12 protein-coding genes and 2 rRNA genes (1 of these 14 cut by a window edge) are annotated in these 16055 nt (G+C 60.0%); 12 read left to right on the top strand and 2 right to left on the bottom strand.

The genetic code is table 11. The features are described 5' to 3' along the window. The 3 genes from WJU18_RS25710 to tldD form a co-directional block, all read left to right on the top strand. Positions 1 to 1886 (top strand): 23S ribosomal RNA (locus tag WJU18_RS25710) (it extends 985 nt beyond the left edge of the window). A 117-nt stretch (positions 1887 to 2003) separates the two neighbouring features. Next, positions 2004 to 2116: ribosomal RNA gene (rrf, locus tag WJU18_RS25705) — 5S ribosomal RNA — on the top strand. Between the two features lie 375 nt (positions 2117 to 2491). Further along, on the top strand, positions 2492 to 3952 hold the full coding sequence (tldD, locus tag WJU18_RS25700; RefSeq protein ID WP_423456695.1) for a metalloprotease TldD: 1461 nt from the start codon (positions 2492 to 2494) through the stop codon (positions 3950 to 3952). 185 nt (positions 3953 to 4137) lie between these two features. On the opposite strand, the gene WJU18_RS25695 is transcribed toward tldD, so the two are convergent. Beyond that, positions 4138 to 4794, bottom strand: a complete 657-nt coding sequence (locus WJU18_RS25695) for a choice-of-anchor C family protein (RefSeq protein ID WP_423456693.1) — start codon at positions 4792 to 4794, stop codon at positions 4138 to 4140. Between the two features lie 372 nt (positions 4795 to 5166). Between WJU18_RS25695 and WJU18_RS25690 the strand changes: the two genes are divergently transcribed. The 9 genes from WJU18_RS25690 (at position 5167) to WJU18_RS25650 (ending at position 13912) form a co-directional block, all read left to right on the top strand. After that, entirely contained in the window at positions 5167 to 6291 is a 1125-nt protein-coding gene (locus WJU18_RS25690) for a 3-deoxy-7-phosphoheptulonate synthase (RefSeq protein ID WP_423456691.1), read from the top strand. A gap of 289 nt (positions 6292 to 6580) precedes the next feature. Next, on the top strand, positions 6581 to 6892 hold the full coding sequence (locus WJU18_RS25685) for a hypothetical protein (protein ID WP_423456689.1): 312 nt from the start codon (positions 6581 to 6583) through the stop codon (positions 6890 to 6892). A 165-nt stretch (positions 6893 to 7057) separates the two neighbouring features. Further along, on the top strand, positions 7058 to 7987 hold the full coding sequence (locus tag WJU18_RS25680; RefSeq protein WP_423456688.1) for a LysR family transcriptional regulator: 930 nt from the start codon (positions 7058 to 7060) through the stop codon (positions 7985 to 7987). A 125-nt stretch (positions 7988 to 8112) separates the two neighbouring features. Next, positions 8113 to 8910, top strand: a complete 798-nt coding sequence (locus tag WJU18_RS25675; RefSeq protein WP_423456686.1) for an ABC transporter ATP-binding protein — start codon at positions 8113 to 8115, stop codon at positions 8908 to 8910. Between the two features lie 14 nt (positions 8911 to 8924). Then, positions 8925 to 9857: an ABC transporter permease gene (locus WJU18_RS25670; protein WP_423456685.1), complete on the top strand. Its 933-nt coding sequence runs from the start codon at positions 8925 to 8927 to the stop codon at positions 9855 to 9857. A gap of 101 nt (positions 9858 to 9958) precedes the next feature. Beyond that, positions 9959 to 10954, top strand: coding sequence for an ABC transporter substrate-binding protein (locus WJU18_RS25665; RefSeq protein WP_423456684.1), 996 nt, complete (start codon positions 9959 to 9961; stop codon positions 10952 to 10954). 129 nt (positions 10955 to 11083) lie between these two features. Continuing rightward, on the top strand, positions 11084 to 12370 hold the full coding sequence (locus WJU18_RS25660) for an MFS transporter (RefSeq protein ID WP_423456682.1): 1287 nt from the start codon (positions 11084 to 11086) through the stop codon (positions 12368 to 12370). Further along, on the top strand, positions 12363 to 13121 hold the full coding sequence (locus WJU18_RS25655; RefSeq protein WP_423456680.1) for a cysteine hydrolase family protein: 759 nt from the start codon (positions 12363 to 12365) through the stop codon (positions 13119 to 13121). The genes WJU18_RS25660 and WJU18_RS25655 overlap by 8 nt, the downstream gene beginning before the upstream one ends. A gap of 38 nt (positions 13122 to 13159) precedes the next feature. Then, positions 13160 to 13912 (top strand): isochorismatase family protein, encoded by a 753-nt coding sequence (locus WJU18_RS25650; RefSeq protein WP_423456678.1) that lies wholly within the window; start codon positions 13160 to 13162, stop codon positions 13910 to 13912. 634 nt (positions 13913 to 14546) lie between these two features. Here WJU18_RS25650 and mpl read toward each other — a convergent pair. After that, on the bottom strand, positions 14547 to 15959 hold the full coding sequence (mpl, locus tag WJU18_RS25645; RefSeq protein WP_423456676.1) for a UDP-N-acetylmuramate:L-alanyl-gamma-D-glutamyl-meso-diaminopimelate ligase: 1413 nt from the start codon (positions 15957 to 15959) through the stop codon (positions 14547 to 14549). Positions 15960 to 16055: the final 96 nt, after the last annotated feature.

Here is a 16055-nt window from a genome sequence, read left to right as displayed (position 1 = left end):
AGCTAAGGTCCCTAAAATTGGCTAAGTGGGAAACGAAGTGAGAAGGCTAAAACAGTCAGGATGTTGGCTTAGAAGCAGCCACCATTTAAAGAAAGCGTAATAGCTCACTGATCGAGTCGTCTTGCGCGGAAGATGTAACGGGGCTAAGCCAGTTACCGAAGCTGCGGATGCACAGTTTACTGTGCGTGGTAGGAGAGCGTTCTGTAAGCCTGTGAAGGTGGCTTGTAAAGGCTGCTGGAGGTATCAGAAGTGCGAATGCTGACATGAGTAGCGTTAAAGCGGGTGAAAAGCCCGCTCGCCGTAAGCGCAAGGTTTTCTACGCAACGTTCATCGGCGTAGAGTGAGTCGGCCCCTAAGGCGAGGCAGAGATGCGTAGCTGATGGGAAACAGGTCAATATTCCTGTACCGATGTATAGTGCGATGTGGGGACGGATTCTAATAGGTCATCCAGTTATTGGATTCTGGTTTAGGCAGAAGTAGGCGACAGGTAGGCAAATCCGCCTGTCATATACCGAGGCTGCCGATCGAGTGGGCTTGCCCATGAAGTGACTGAACGGGGTTCCAGGAAAAGCCACTAAGCTTCAGCTATACACGACCGTACCGCAAACCGACACTGGTGCGCGAGATGAGTATTCTAAGGCGCTTGAGAGAACTCAGGAGAAGGAACTCGGCAAATTGACACCGTAACTTCGGAAGAAGGTGTGCCCTTTTAGTGTGAGGTGAACAACTGAGCATGAACGGGTTGCAAAAAATAGGTGGCTGCGACTGTTTATTAAAAACACAGCACTCTGCAAACACGAAAGTGGACGTATAGGGTGTGACGCCTGCCCGGTGCTGGAAGATTAATTGATGGGGTGCAAGCTCTTGATCGAAGTCCCAGTAAACGGCGGCCGTAACTATAACGGTCCTAAGGTAGCGAAATTCCTTGTCGGGTAAGTTCCGACCTGCACGAATGGCGTAACGATGGCCACACTGTCTCCTCCTGAGACTCAGCGAAGTTGAAATGTTTGTGATGATGCAATCTCCCCGCGGAAAGACGGAAAGACCCCATGAACCTTTACTGTAGCTTTGTATTGGACTTTGAACAGATCTGTGTAGGATAGGTGGGAGGCTTTGAAGTATGGTCGCTAGATCATATGGAGCCAACGTTGAAATACCACCCTGGTGTGTTTGAGGTTCTAACCTAGGTCCCTTATCGGGATCGGGGACAGTGCATGGTAGGCAGTTTGACTGGGGCGGTCTCCTCCCAAAGCGTAACGGAGGAGTTCGAAGGTACGCTAGTTACGGTCGGACATCGTGACGATAGTGCAATGGCATAAGCGTGCTTAACTGCGAGACTGACAAGTCGAGCAGATGCGAAAGCAGGACATAGTGATCCGGTGGTTCTGTATGGAAGGGCCATCGCTCAACGGATAAAAGGTACTCTGGGGATAACAGGCTGATACCGCCCAAGAGTTCATATCGACGGCGGTGTTTGGCACCTCGATGTCGGCTCATCTCATCCTGGGGCTGTAGCCGGTCCCAAGGGTATGGCTGTTCGCCATTTAAAGAGGTACGTGAGCTGGGTTTAAAACGTCGTGAGACAGTTTGGTCCCTATCTTCCGTGGGCGCTGCAGATTTGAGAAAGCCTGCTCCTAGTACGAGAGGACCGGAGTGGACATACCTCTGGTGTACCTGTTGTCACGCCCGTGGCATCGCAGGGTAGCTAAGTATGGAAGAGATAACCGCTGAAAGCATCTAAGCGGGAAACTCGTTTCAAGATAAGATCTGCCGGGGCCTTGAGCCCCCTGAAGAGTCGTTCTAGACCAGGACGTTGATAGGCTGGGTGTGGAAGCGCAGTAATGCGTTAAGCTAACCAGTACTAATTGCTCGTGCGGCTTGACCCTATAACTTTGATGTAATTACCATCAAAGCAGTTATGCCAAGACGCAATCAAATTCACACTGATTCAACCTCTATGAATTCGTCAGCAAGTTCAAAAAACTCGCCGACAACAAGTTATGCCTGATGACCATAGCAAGGTGGTACCACTCCTTCCCATCCCGAACAGGACAGTGAAACGCCTTAGCGCCGATGATAGTGCGGATTCCCGTGTGAAAGTAGGACATCGTCAGGCTTCTACAGCCCTCAAAACCCCCAGTCATTCAAGTGACTGGGGGTTTTGTCTTTGGGGATTCACCAAAACTCAAAACTCCCCATACCAGCGAACGCCGGTATCCAGACAGCGTCTCCATCACCAACGCCGCTGCCTCAAGAACGACGGGTAAAAGAACTCAGCAATCACGAGGCTTTAGTCGGCAAACGCCGCTAAAGCTCCCCTAAAGCTCCCCTAAAGCCCTCCTAAATCACCTCAAACGCGCCCAAAAGCCCATCCGCTCGGCGCTGCAGTACCTTCCACTTGATCTATCAGCCGCAGCAGTGGCGCAAGCTGCTGGCCGCCGCGATGGGCATTCGCCTAGTGAGGCGAACCCAGGAGGCCTAAAATAGATGCATGATTTCACGCGACATCACTATTGAACGTTTGGCTACAGCACGAGACTTGTTGCTGGAGCCCTTTGGCCTGGATGAGGGCCAGCTTGGAAAAACGTTGGCGCTCATCGCCGAGCAGAAGGTAGATGATGCCGACCTCTACTTCCAATACACCCGTTCCGAAGGCTGGAGCCTGGAAGAGGGGATCGTCAAGACCGGCAGCTTCAGCATCGACCAAGGGGTCGGTGTCCGTGCCGTGGTGGGTGAGAAGACGGCTTTCGCCTACTCAGACGACATCTCGCTGGCCTCTCTGACCGACGCCGCGACGACCGTGCGCACCATTGCCTCGGCCGCGCAAGGCCGGCGCGTGAAATTGCCGGCCCGCAAACTCGCGCGGAGCCGTTCGCTCTACCGCGATCTGGATCCCATCGCCACGCTCGACAGTACCGCCAAGGTGGCCCTGCTTGAGAAGGTCGAGCAGTGGGCACGCGCCAAGGATCCCCGCGTGGTGCAGGTCATGGCGGGCCTGGCGGGTGAATACGATGTCGTGCTGGTGGCCCGCCTCGATGGCACCATCGCGGCGGACGTCCGGCCCCTGGTGCGTTTGTCACTCACGGTGATCGCGGAACAGAATGGCCGCAGAGAAATCGGCTCTTCCGGCGGCGGCGGACGCTTCGGCATGGCTTATTTTGACGACGAGCAGATCCGCACCTATGTCGACGAGGCCGTGGGCGCTGCCCTGATCAATCTCGAAGCCCGTCCCGCGCCTGCCGGCCAGATGTCTGTGGTGTTGGGCCCCGGCTGGCCGGGCGTCCTGCTGCACGAGGCGGTGGGCCACGGCCTGGAGGGTGACTTCAACCGCAAGGGCTCGAGTGCTTTCAGCGGCCGGATTGGCCAGCGTGTCGCGGCCAAGGGTGTGACCGTGCTCGACGACGGCACCATTCCGGACCGCCGCGGCAGCCTGAACGTGGACGATGAAGGTCATGCTACTCAGCGCAACGTGCTGATCGAAGACGGCATTCTTAAAGCCTACATCCACGATTCGCTCAATGCCCGTCTGATGAAATCCAAGCCCACGGGCAATGGCCGGCGCGAGAGCTACGCCCATATTCCCATGCCGCGCATGACCAATACCTACATGCTTGGCGGCGATAAGGATCCGCGCGAAATCGTGGCCAGCATCAAGAAGGGCCTCTATGCCACTAATTTCGGTGGAGGCCAGGTCGACATCACCAGCGGCAAGTTCGTCTTCTCGGCCAGCGAGGCTTACTGGGTGGAGAACGGCAAGATCCAATACCCCGTGAAAGGCGCCACCATCATCGGCAGCGGCCCGGAATCGCTCAAGAAAATCAGCATGATCGGCAACGACATGCGGCTCGATTCCGGTGTGGGCACCTGCGGCAAGGAAGGCCAGAGTGTGCCGGTGGGCGTGGGTCAGCCCACCCTGCGGATCGACGGGCTGACCGTGGGCGGCACCGCTTGAGTTTTTAAGCCCCGCGGCGGCGCTCAGAACGTGTTTACGATCTCGTCGCGAGGGCTGTTGTGTTCGAAAAGCCGTGGATGCAAGGCGCAAACCGCAGGGATACCTCGTGGTATCGCGAGGATTTGCAACGCGGCAGACGCGGTTTTTCGGACGCAACGGACCCGCGAGGAGATCGTAAACACGTTCTAAGGTCTCAAGGACGAGATAAGTTTGCGCCCCCGCAGAGCGAACAGGCCGAGCAAGCCCGCCAGGCCGATCAATGCCCATTCAGACAAGGTCGGAACAGCGGTAGGCGTGACGTCGGCCACCGCCACGTTGTCAAGGGCAGGACCATAGAAAGAGTTGTCCTGGCTCACGAAGCTCAGCGTGGCCGAGGCGCCCGTGGCGACAAACGTATAGGTTTCAGTGACCCACCCCATATTGCTGCCTGAGTGGCCGGTGGTATCGAAGGTGTAGGTCTGCGCAGTGCCGCCAGTGGCTTGCACCACCACCGTCTTGACCGGGTTTGAAGTGCCGTCAGGATTGCCGGCCAACGCGAAGCGAACACGGTAGCGGTGCCCGGCCACGGTATCAAAGGTTTGTTGGACACCGCCAGCACCCGTTCCGCTCAAATCCAGTGAATGAGTGCCATCGGCCGCCTGCCAATAGGTGCTGAGGTAATCAACGTTGACGCCTGTCACGGTCCAGCCGGGGAGGTAAGTGTTTCCCGCCGGGAGCGTGTTGATATCACCTCCGCCTGAAATGCCCGGCTGCTCGAAACTACCGTTCTGGAACGGCGCAGCATAGGCGGTAGCCGCCAGCAGCAGCGTGGCCGCTGCTGCCCCCATGGTTTTCTTGCTCATGTTATCTCCCTTGGTCTGCCCATGAACCGGTGAACTCGATGGTTATCCGTTCATGTAACTTTTTAATTCTAAATATCTCTTAATGTTTGATTCAATTAGGGGTGGTGTGAATGATGCGGCGGCGCAACGCCAGGGTACCGCCGGCGGCGGCTCTCACCACCTTGTTTTCCTGGCTGTGCTAAAGTGCGAAACGTTATGAAACTGCGTGCTGCGTTCTGGTTTTACTTTTGGTTCTCTGTCCCCGGCGGACGAGAGGCAAACGTGTAGCCCGCGCGCACCCTCCCGACAAAGACCGCCGAAGCTTCGAGCCCGGCGGTTTTTTTATGGCCTTTCACTTTCGACTTCAAAGTACACCTCAAGGAAACCGCAGCCATGAATGCCAAAGCCGTCAGCTCATCCCCCATGTGGCCATCGTCGCAGGAACGCACCAGCCAGACCGACGACGAACGCATCAAGGACATCACCGTGTTGCCGCCTCCCGAGCATTTGATCCGCTTTTTCCCCATCAACGGCACCCCCACCGAAAAGCTGATTGCGGAGACCCGCAAGAGCATTCGGCGCATCGTGCACGGCAAGGACGACCGTTTGCTGGTCGTGATTGGCCCCTGCTCCATTCACGACCCGCAGGCCGCGCTGGATTACGCGCGCCGTCTCAAACCGCTGCGCGACCGCTACGCCGATGCGCTGCAGGTGGTGATGCGGGTCTATTTCGAGAAGCCTCGCACGACGGTCGGCTGGAAAGGGCTGATCAACGATCCGTACCTCGATGAAAGCTACCGCATCGACGAAGGCCTGCGCATCGCCCGCCAACTGCTGATCGATATCAACCGCCTGGGCGTACCCGCCGGCAGCGAGTTCCTGGATGTGATCTCGCCGCAGTACATTGGTGATCTGATCAGCTGGGGCGCCATCGGCGCGCGCACGACCGAGAGCCAGGTGCACCGCGAGCTGGCTTCGGGCCTGTCGGCGCCGATCGGCTTCAAGAACGGAACCGATGGCAACATCAAGATTGCCACCGATGCCATTCAGGCGGCCGCGCGCGGGCACCATTTTCTCTCGGTGCACAAGAACGGGCAGGTGGCCATCGTCCATACCGATGGCAACAAGGATTGCCACGTCATCCTGCGCGGCGGCAAGGCGCCGAACTACGATGCCGTCAGCGTGGAAGCGGCTTGCAAGGAGTTGGAGGCGTCCAAGCTGACGCCGCGGCTGATGGTGGATTTCAGCCATGCCAACAGCAGCAAGCAACATGAACGCCAGATCGATGTAGCCCGCGACGTGGCCGCACAGATCAGCGGCGGCTCGCAGCGGATTTTCGGCGCCATGGTGGAAAGCCATATTCATGCCGGCGCCCAGAAATTCACGCCAGGCAAGGACGACGTGAACGCGCTGGAATACGGCAAGAGCATCACCGATGCCTGCATCGGCTGGGACGGCACGGAAACCGTGCTGGACGTGTTGGCCGAAGCGGTGCGCGCGCGGCGTAAACTAGGCTGAAGAGGGCATCGCAAAAATCCTCCCCGTCATTCCCGTGCAGGCGGGAATGACGAGAATGGTGCTCAGAATCTAGTGTCCTGAATTGCAAATTCGTTGAATAAATCTGCCGAGAATCAACATCATGCGGCGTTGCAAAGCCTCGCGATACCACTCGGTATCGCTGCGTTTTGCGTCGCATCGGCGCACCGCTTGCCTGATGTCGATTTCGGCAGATTTATTTATCAACGAACTTACAACTCAGGACACTAGCGGTGCTCACGAAATTTTCCCAGCCTCACGGAGATCCGTCATGCAAAGCGAAGTTCGCGTCTTCCAGGATGAGCGCACTGAATGGTGCTTCGAGCTGAATGAATCTTTGGCCATGACGGGCTCCGAAGGCCGCGAATGGCTGGATGCCCAGTTTCTTCGGCTGGGGTCCGAGCCCTTGCGCCCCACCGGCAAACTCCTGCTGGCCGACATGGTCCTCGTGGTGGCGCGTGATGCGGGTGCCAAGCTGCTCTCGGATGCCGAATGGGGGCCGCGCTTCGCGCAGGCCGCCAGCGCTGCGCTGGGCAAGCCTGTGGTGCGCATCGATCTGGCAGGCATGACCGTTTCATATTGAACCCCTGACACGGTAGGGTGCGCACACCCCGCGGCATCTCCTCTAGATCTGCACCGAAATAGGGAAGGTTTCTGGCGCGAATGTTGCTGTCATTCATAGGGCTGGGCGGTGGTCTGCCCGGCGTTGGTGCAATTCCAGATCCATCTGATGGATGCACCGGTCCATATGAATGTCGATCAAGTCAACCTTCCGAGCGTCGATCTGAATCTGCTCAAGATCTTCGTCACGATCATGAGCGAGAAGAGCATTACCGGTGCCGGGGCGCGCCTGGGTTTGACTCAATCGGCGACCAGCAACGCGCTCAACCGTCTGCGCCTGCATTGCCAGGATCCACTGTTCGTGCGTACGTCAACGGGGATGGAGCCCACCTCGTTCGCGATCGAATTGTTCGAGCCGGTGTCGGCCGCGCTGCACACCATCCGGCAGACTTTCGAACAGCGCACGTCGTTTGAGCCCGCCACTTCCACGCGCACGTTCCGGCTGCTTCAAAACAACTTCGGTGAGCTGCAGCTTCTTCCGGACCTGATCGGGCGGCTGCAACAGCTGGCGCCCCAGGTGAAGATCATGTCGTTGGCGCTGGCGCGCGAGCAATACCGCGATGCGCTGGAGGACAACACGGTCGATCTGGGCGTGGGGCGCCTGCCGCCGGGCCAGTTCGTGCAGCGTCATCTCTATGAGGATTCGCTGGTCTGCCTGATGCGCCGCGGGCACCCCCTCGACGGGAAGCTGACGCTGGAGCGTTTCCTGCGTACGCCTCAACTGGTGTTTTCCGAGACATTCCAGAGCGAGCTGCTCGTACGGCGCGCGCTGCTCAAGAAGGCGTCGGAGAGAGCCATTGTGATGAAGGTCTCCAGTACGGCGCCGGTGGCCGATGTGCTCGCGCGGACGGACCTGATTGCTGCGGTACCGGGCCGCTGGTTCAGCAGGTTGCACAACCGCGAAGCCTTCCGGACCCTGCCGCTGCCATTCGAGACGGACCGCCTTCACGTGCACGCCTTCTGGCATGAGCGCAACCATCACGATCCGGGCCACCGGTGGCTGCGCAACCAGATCGCCGATCTGTTTGCGGAGGTATGTACCCCTCCATTGATCTGATCAATTCGGTCTATACGTTTTCGAGCGTTTCGGAAACGAGGCCTCTTCCCTAAGATGAAGTTTCGTTGTTGCAGTGCAGCAAAAAAGCCGGCAACAGTCAGACGAATGCTTTTCTCGGAGGTGGCGTGGCCAGGACCAAGGTTGAACTCAGCGGGGTTTCGCAGCAATTTTCGCGCGGCGGAACGGATGTCTTCACGGCGCTGGAAGAAGTCACGCTCCGGATCGAGGCGGGTAAGTTCGTCAGTCTGATCGGGCCTTCCGGTTGCGGCAAGAGCACCATATTCAATATCGTGGCCGGGCTGCAGCAGCCCACGCATGGCGAAGTCATCATCAATGGCCGCCAGTCGACGGGCATGGTGGGGGCGGTGGGCTACATGCTGCAGAAGGACTTGCTGTTTCCGTGGCGGACGGTCATCGAGAACATCGTGCTGGGCATGGAAGTGCGCGGCGTGGGGACCCGGCAAGCGCGGGATTATGCGCTGCCTTTTCTCGAGAAATATGGGCTGGGCGGTTTCGCCGACGCGTATCCGCAGTCGCTTTCAGGAGGGATGCGCCAACGAGCGGCCTTGCTGCGGACACTTCTGTTCGACAGCGATGTGATCCTGCTGGACGAGCCATTCGGTGCACTGGACGCGCAGACGCGCTCGAACATGCAGGAGTGGCTGCTTCAGATCTGGCATGACTTCCAGAAGACGGTCATCTTCGTCACCCACGACGTGGAAGAGGCCGTCTATCTGTCCGATGAAATTTACGTCATGGCCGCGCGGCCGGGGCGTGTGATTTCGCACATCAATGTCCCGCTCGAAAGGCCGAGGCCGCGCTCGGTGGCGATGAGCCGCGAGTTCCGGGAGATGAAAGCCGAATGCCTGAGCTTGCTGGGGCACTTCGAATCCACCGAGCACGAGACCGCGTCCGCGCATTGAGCAGGAGCTTCGCCATGACCGCCGCCATGACTTCTCAATCTCTGAACAAACCCCATAGCCTGATGGCCGCTGAGGATTCGGTGAATCGTTCACGCTCAGCTTCCGGTACGGGGGATACCGGCTTGAAGAGCGCGCCCGCCAAGCCTCGGATGGCACCTATTCAGTTGCGCAGGCTTCCCGCCGAACGGCTGTGGCCGAACTGGCTCTTCGTGGTTCTGCAACTGATCACGATGATCGCCGCCGTGGCGTTCTGGGAGCTGGCTGCCGATCAGAAGTGGATCGATCCATTCTTCTGGTCCCGGCCGAGCGAGATCTGGGCGACCCTCAAGATCTTCTTCAGCGAGGGTAATGCCTGGACAGACATCGGGTTCACTTTCCGCGCCGCCATTTTTGGCTTCGTGCTGGGCACCAGTCTCGGCAGCCTGATCGGCTTGTCGTTCTGGTGGTCACGCAACTACGCCAACTTCGCGCAGCCCTACATCATCTGCTTTGAGTCCATCCCGAAGCTGGCACTGGCGCCGCTGATCATCCTGATGTTCGGGGTCGGGGTGTCTTCGAAGGTTGCCATCGCCGTGGCGCTGACCGTGGTGGTTTCCACGCTCACCACGTATTCCGGCGTGAAGTCGATCGACGCAGACCTGCCGCGGCTGATGTATTCCATGGGCGCCTCGCGCTGGCAGGTTTTCCGCAAGGTGGTCGTGCCTTCGGTGCTGCCCTGGGGCATCTCCGTGCTCAGGGTGAATATCGGCCTGGCGCTGACCGGCGCGATCGTGGGGGAGTTCATCTCCTCACAGCACGGGCTGGGCCGCACGATTCTCTACGCCGGCCAGACCTATGAAATCTCGCTGGTCTGGGTATCCGTGCTGGTTCTCTCCTGTCTTTCGATCGCCATGTACCTCGCCGTTTCCTGGCTCGAGAAGGTGCTTCTGAAACACGTCAAGCGCTAAGAGCGTGTTCAAAGTCCCTAGGAGCGTGTTCCCGATCTGTTCAAAGCCGCCACGTGATTTCGCTTTCATCACTGTTTCCATCGTCACTCAAGGAGCCTTTCATGAACCCCATCAACCGCCGCCGCTTCACGCAGACCACCTTGGGAGGCCTTGTGGGCCTGAGCGTGGCCTTGCCGCGCATGGCACAGGCGCAATCAGGGCTGACCGAGCTGGTCGTCGCCGAGCCCTTGCACTCCACGGGCTATCTGCCGCTCTACGTGGCCGTGGACCAAGGCTTCTTCACCGAAGAGAAGATCAAGCTGAAAATCCTGACGGTGGAAGGCGGGGCGGGGCACACCAACGCCGTGCTGACCAAGCAGGCTTTCGCGTTCCTCGGCGGCCCTGAACACAACGCCTTCGCCAAGGCCAAGGGCGCGGAGTTGCGGGCCATCGTCAATGTGGTCAACCGGGGCAATGTCTATCTGGTGGCCCGCAAAGGCATGGGTCCGAAAGACAAGAATCTCGCCGCCTTCATGAAAGGCAAACGCATCGCGACCCAGCCCTATGGCGGCACGCCCAATTCGATCACCAGGTACTTGCTGAAAGAGTGGGGGCTGGCACCGACCGACGTACAGTTGCAGGAGATCAGCGGGGCTGCGGCATTATCAGCGGTCAAGACAGGCAATGCCGACGTCGCCGTGACGACGGAGCCGTTGCTGACGCGCGGCGTGCGCGAGGGTATCTGGGACGAGCCCTTTTTCAATGTGCCCAAGGAACTGGGCGACTATGCGTATTCGACCATCAACGTGCGCAAGGAATCAATCGATACCGATCCTCAAGTGGTGGCCGCGTTTTCACGCGCGATGGTCAAAGGCCTGAAAGCCACTTATGCGGATCCCGCCATGGCAGCCAATGTCGCGAAGAAGGAGTTCCCCACCATGTCGCTCGACGACATGAAGGCCACGATAGACCGCTCCTTCGCGGACAGCATGTGGAGCAAGGACGGGAAGATAGCCCCCGGCGCCTGGAGCACCTGTTCCAGGGTGGTGCGCACCGCCAACCTGCTCAAGACCGATGTCGCCTACGCCGATGTGATCGACCAGCGCTTCGTGAGCTGAGCACGTGGTGAGCTGAACGCTTCGTGAGGCGCGCTCGGCGCGCGCCTTGTTTTTCTTCGTTCCTTCGACCCATTGCCGCGGCAGAGCGGGCTTACGCCTGGCCTGCCGGGGGAGAGTCTTGCCGTCCGCATGTCCCAAAGCATTGCCATTCGAACCCGCAGCGCGAGCAGCTACCGTCAGATCCTGCGTGCGCAGCCCGCGCTCATTGTCATCATGTTCAGCGTGGCGGGCCACATGATCATGAACGGCGCGCTGGTGCCCATGCTGTCGGTGTACGCAGGCTCGTTCGGCGTGACAGCCATCGCGATCGGCATGGTGATGACGGTCTTCGGGGTAGGGCGTTTGCTGGCCGACATTCCAGCCGGCTTGCTGGCGGAAAAGCATGGCCGGCGCCGCTGGCTGTGGCTTGGCCCGCTTATCGCGGGGGCCGCATCGCTGGGGGCCGCGCTGACGCAGGATTATCAATGGCTGGTGGCGCTGCGCTTCATGCAGGGCATTGGGTCCGGCATCTACATGACGGTTGCGGCGATTGTCTGCGCCGATCTCTCCACGCCCGCCACACGCGGACGTGTCATGGCGCTCTATCAGGCCGCAGTGCTGACCGGCGCGGGATTGGGGCCGGCCATCGGCGGGTGGAGCGCTGATCTGGGCGGAGTTCATGCCACGTTCTGGATTTCCGCGTTGATGGCCTTCGGCACGGCAGCCTTTGTGCTCCTGTGCATGCCGGAAACGCGCCAACTGTCTTCGGAATCGGCTGCCCATGCCGAGCCTGGCTCAGGCCACGGCATGGGGGCGTTGCTGGCGGTCGTGAAAGCCATGCCGCTGCTGATGCTGTTACTGGTCAATTTCAGCGTTTTCTTCTCCCGCTCGGGAGGGCAGTGGACGGCGCTGCCCTTGCTGGGTATCGAGCGACTGGGCCTGGGGGCCGGTCAGCTCGGCACGCTGCTGGCACTGTCTTCCCTGCTCAATCTGGTGGCGTTGCCGTGGGCCGGAACACTGGGGGACCGGTTTGGCAATGGCGTGATCATCATGGCGTCATCCTTGCTCACCGTGCTGGCGCTCGTGCTGGTGGCGGTAGCGGTGGATGTGACCATGTTTTCGCTGGGGACCGTGCTTTTCGGAATTGCCGGCAGCTTCGTGGCACCGGCCATCGCGGCCTTTGCGGCGCAGCACGCGCCCAATGCGCAGTTCGGTCCCACGATGGGCGTGCTCCGTTTTGGCGGCGATCTGGGTTTTGTGTGCGGCCCCGTCCTGCTGGGGGCCGTGATGCAGTTTTTCCATGCCAGCCATGGCGGCGCATTGCTTGTGAACGCCGCCATCGTCGGCATCGCCGCCATGGCATTCGCGTGCGCCCTGTGGCGTGCGCCTGCTTTCGCTTCCACTCACCCTCCACACAAGGAAATCAAGCATGACTGAACGTATCTGGGACAAATTCCTGACGGAACAAGACAAGGCCGTTTTCAAGGCTTCAGGCTATGGCGCGCTCGCCTCCTGGGGCAAGCGGCCCGCGCTGCTGGTGATCGACGTGAGCTACGCCTTTGCGGGGGAAAGCGCCATGCCCATCATGGAGGCGATCAAGAAGTGGCGGACTGCCTGCGGGCAGGATGCATGGGAGGCGATTCCTGTCATCGGAAAGCTCATCGGCACATGCCGGGACAAGGGCATTCCAGTGATCTACACCACGGGAACCAGCCGCTCCGACGGCTGGACCTCCGGATCATGGTCCTGGAAAAATGGCCGCCGGAAGGAAGCGCCCACTACTGCCCATGGCCTGGATGGCAATGTGATTGTCAAGGAGATCGAACCCGGGCCGCGCGATCTCGTGGTGCGCAAGGAAAAGCCCTCGGGCTTCTATGGCACACCGCTCGAGAGTTACCTGCAACTGTTGGGGTGCGACTCGGTCATCGTCACCGGCACCACCACCTCCGGCTGTGTGCGCGCCACGGTGCTCGATGCGTTTTCGCTGAATTTCAGAACCACCGTGGTGGAGGATGGGTGTTTCGACAGATCGCAGGCAAGCCATGCGATCAACCTCTGCGACATGAATGCCAAGTACGCGAACGTGCTGCCGTCGCGAACCGTGCTGGATCATCTCGCCAGCTACCCCGCCCATCAATTCGATCTGCCCTCCGGTGCAGGCGTCGACACCAGCTGCGTCTGGTATTGATCCGGCATTGAGCTTCCCATTGCTTAAGGATGTACATCATGAATGAAAATCAGATCTGGTCCTCTTTTCTCACACCTCGTGACCAGGAGGTCTTCGCGGCTTCGGGGTTTGGCGCCAGGGGCGGGTTCGGCAAGAGGCCGGCATTTCTCATCATCGACGTGTCGTACGGTTTTTGCGGCCAGCAGGCGGAGCCCGTGCTGGAGTCCATCAAGACCTGGCCCAACTCCTGTGGAGCGGTGGCCTGGGATGCGATTCCGGTCATTGGCAAGGTGGCTGACGCGTGCCGCGCCAAAGGCGTCCCGGTGATCTACACCACGGGCGTGGTGCGCGAAGACAAATGGGACATGGGCAGTTGGGGCTGGAAGAACGCGCGCATCGAGGAAGCCAACAAATCGGCGAGCGAGCAGGCCCAGGTAGGCCTGCCGGATGGCAATGAAATCGTGGCGGAGATCGCGCCGCAACCGAAAGACCTGGTGGTCTACAAGCGGAAGCCTTCGGGCTTTTTCGGTACCGATCTGCACTCCTATTTGCAACTGCTGGGTTGCGACTCGGTCTATGTGGTGGGTACCACCACCTCAGGGTGCGTGCGGGCGACGGTGATTGACGCGTTCAGCCGGAATTTCCGGGTCGCCGTGATCGCCGATGGATGTTTTGACCGCGTCCAGGCCAATCACGCCGTCAATCTGGCAGACATGCACGCGAAGTATGCGGATGTGGTGCCGCATGAGGACGTGCTTGAGCACATCGCGTCGCTGCCGCAAGGGCTTTTCGAATTGCCCCGAGGTGTTTAGCGTGAGGGCGGATGTCTTGCTCCCTCTCCCTTTGGGAGAGGGGTGGGCGGGGCAGGCCATCCGGTGAGGGCTTTCACTGGAGGTCGATCAGAAAGGCCTTCTGCTTCCAAATGACCTTCTGCTGTTTGATTTGAAGTCGGAGGCCGGGATTGCCCCCGGCGGTGCAGTCACCTTCTTTTGCGTCGCCAAAAGAAGGTAACCGAAGAAAAGGCGACCCCACTGCCCGCGTCCCTGCGCTGCGCTCCGGGCAGCCTGCGATGCTCGGTCAAGGGGCGGTGCTGCAGAACTCGCTTTGTTCACTGCGTTCACGCCGCTCAAACAGCTGCAGCAAGCTAGAGCACGAAGCAAGGGCATCTTGCAGTGCCCTTGCCCGCCCCTTGCCCTGCGCTTCTCAGCGCGGGCAGAGGGGACCCGTGGCTCGGGCCATTGCTTCGCTCGGCCCTGGCATCAACAGGCTTCGCTGTCTTGACTTCCTCCCCCTTGGGGGAGGGCTGGGGTGGGGGCTTTCACGGCGCCACCTCGCCTCGGTTGCCTATTCCACTCTCCGCATTCCCGTGCCCGGTTGTCCTCCGGAAATGACAGGATGCCGGCACTCTGACCCAGTGAAGCAGGGCGCGACTCATAGACCTGCAAATCAGGACGCCGAGAGCGCTTTCAGCAGGCGCTCATGCACGCCGCCAAAGCCGCCGTTGCTCATGCAAAGCAGGTGGTCACCCGGTTGGGCAGCGGCCATCACCTGATTCACCAGCTCATCGATGTGAGCGGCCACTTTTGCACGAGAGCCCATGGAGGCCAGGGCTTCGGACGCGTTCCAGTCCAGTCCGCCAGAGTGGCAAAAGGCCAGATCGGCCTGCTCCAGGCTCCAGGGGAGCTGGCTTTTCATGGTGCCCAGCTTCATGGTGTTGCTGCGGGGCTCGAAGATGGCCAGGATGCGCTCGTTTGTCCGTCCGGCGGCATCCAGCTGGCGGCGCAGTCCATCGACGGTGGTACGGATGGCGGTGGGGTGGTGCGCAAAATCGTCGTAGACGGTGATGGCACCCCCTTCGCGCTGCACGCTGCCGCGCACCTCCATCCGCCGGCGCACGTTCTGGAAGCTGCCGAGGGCTTGGGCGGCGTCCTGCGGGGCCACGCCCACATGCTCGGCCGCCGCGATGGCCGCGAGGGCATTGAGCTGGTTATGGACGCCGGACAGACTCCAGCTGACGCGGCCTACCGGACGCCCTCGCTGCAGGACTTCAAAATCGGATGCCTCGCCCTGGGCCGTGAAATCGCTGATGGCGCTGCCAAAACTGCGCTGCTCGCTCCAGCAGCCTTGCCCCAGGACACGCGTCAGGCTCTCCTCCAGACCGTTGAAGACGACCCGGCCGGAAGGGGGCACGGTGCGCACCAGATGGTGAAATTGCCGTTCGATGGCGGCAAGATCGTCAAAAATGTCGGCGTGGTCGAACTCGAGGTTGTTCAATACGGCTGTTCGCGGACGGTAGTGCACGAATTTACTGCGCTTGTCGAAAAAGGCCGTGTCGTATTCGTCGGCCTCAATCACGAAGAGCGGCCGTTCGCCTGTAGCCGGGCCCCCCAGCCGGGCGGAAATGCCGAAGTTGAGCGGAACGCCTCCCACCAGGAAGCCTGGATGCAGGCTGGCGCTCTCCAGGATCCATGCCAGCATCGACGTGGTGGTGGTCTTGCCGTGCGTGCCCGCGACGGCCAGCACGTGGCGGCCTTGCAGGACATTCTCGAGCAGCCACTGCGGCCCGCTGATGTAGGGCGCGCCGGCATCCAGGATGGCTTCCATCAGCGGAAACTTGGGTGTGCCATCTGCCAGCCGCGCGCGGCTGACCACGTTGCCGATGACGAAGACATCGGGCTTGAGTGCCAGCTGATCCGCCCCGTAGCCCTCGATCAGCTCGATACCCAGAGCCCGCAATTGATCGCTCATGGGGGGATAGACGCCGGCATCGCAGCCGGTGACCTTGTGTCCGGCTTCGCGTGCCAGCGCGGCCACGCCGCCCATGAAGGTGCCGCAAATACCCAGGATATGAATGTGCATGAAAGGGATTCTAAGAGCGTGTTCAAAGTCTCGGCGCGAGGGCTGTTGTGTTCGAAAAATCGTGGATGCAAGGCGAAAAACGTAGGGATACCTCGT

Source organism: Ottowia sp. VDI28 (assembly GCF_049532675.1).
Classification (GTDB): domain Bacteria; phylum Pseudomonadota; class Gammaproteobacteria; order Burkholderiales; family Burkholderiaceae_C; genus Ottowia.
The sequence above is the reverse complement of the archived record's forward strand: the minus strand, read 5'-3'. Positions and strand labels throughout refer to the sequence as shown.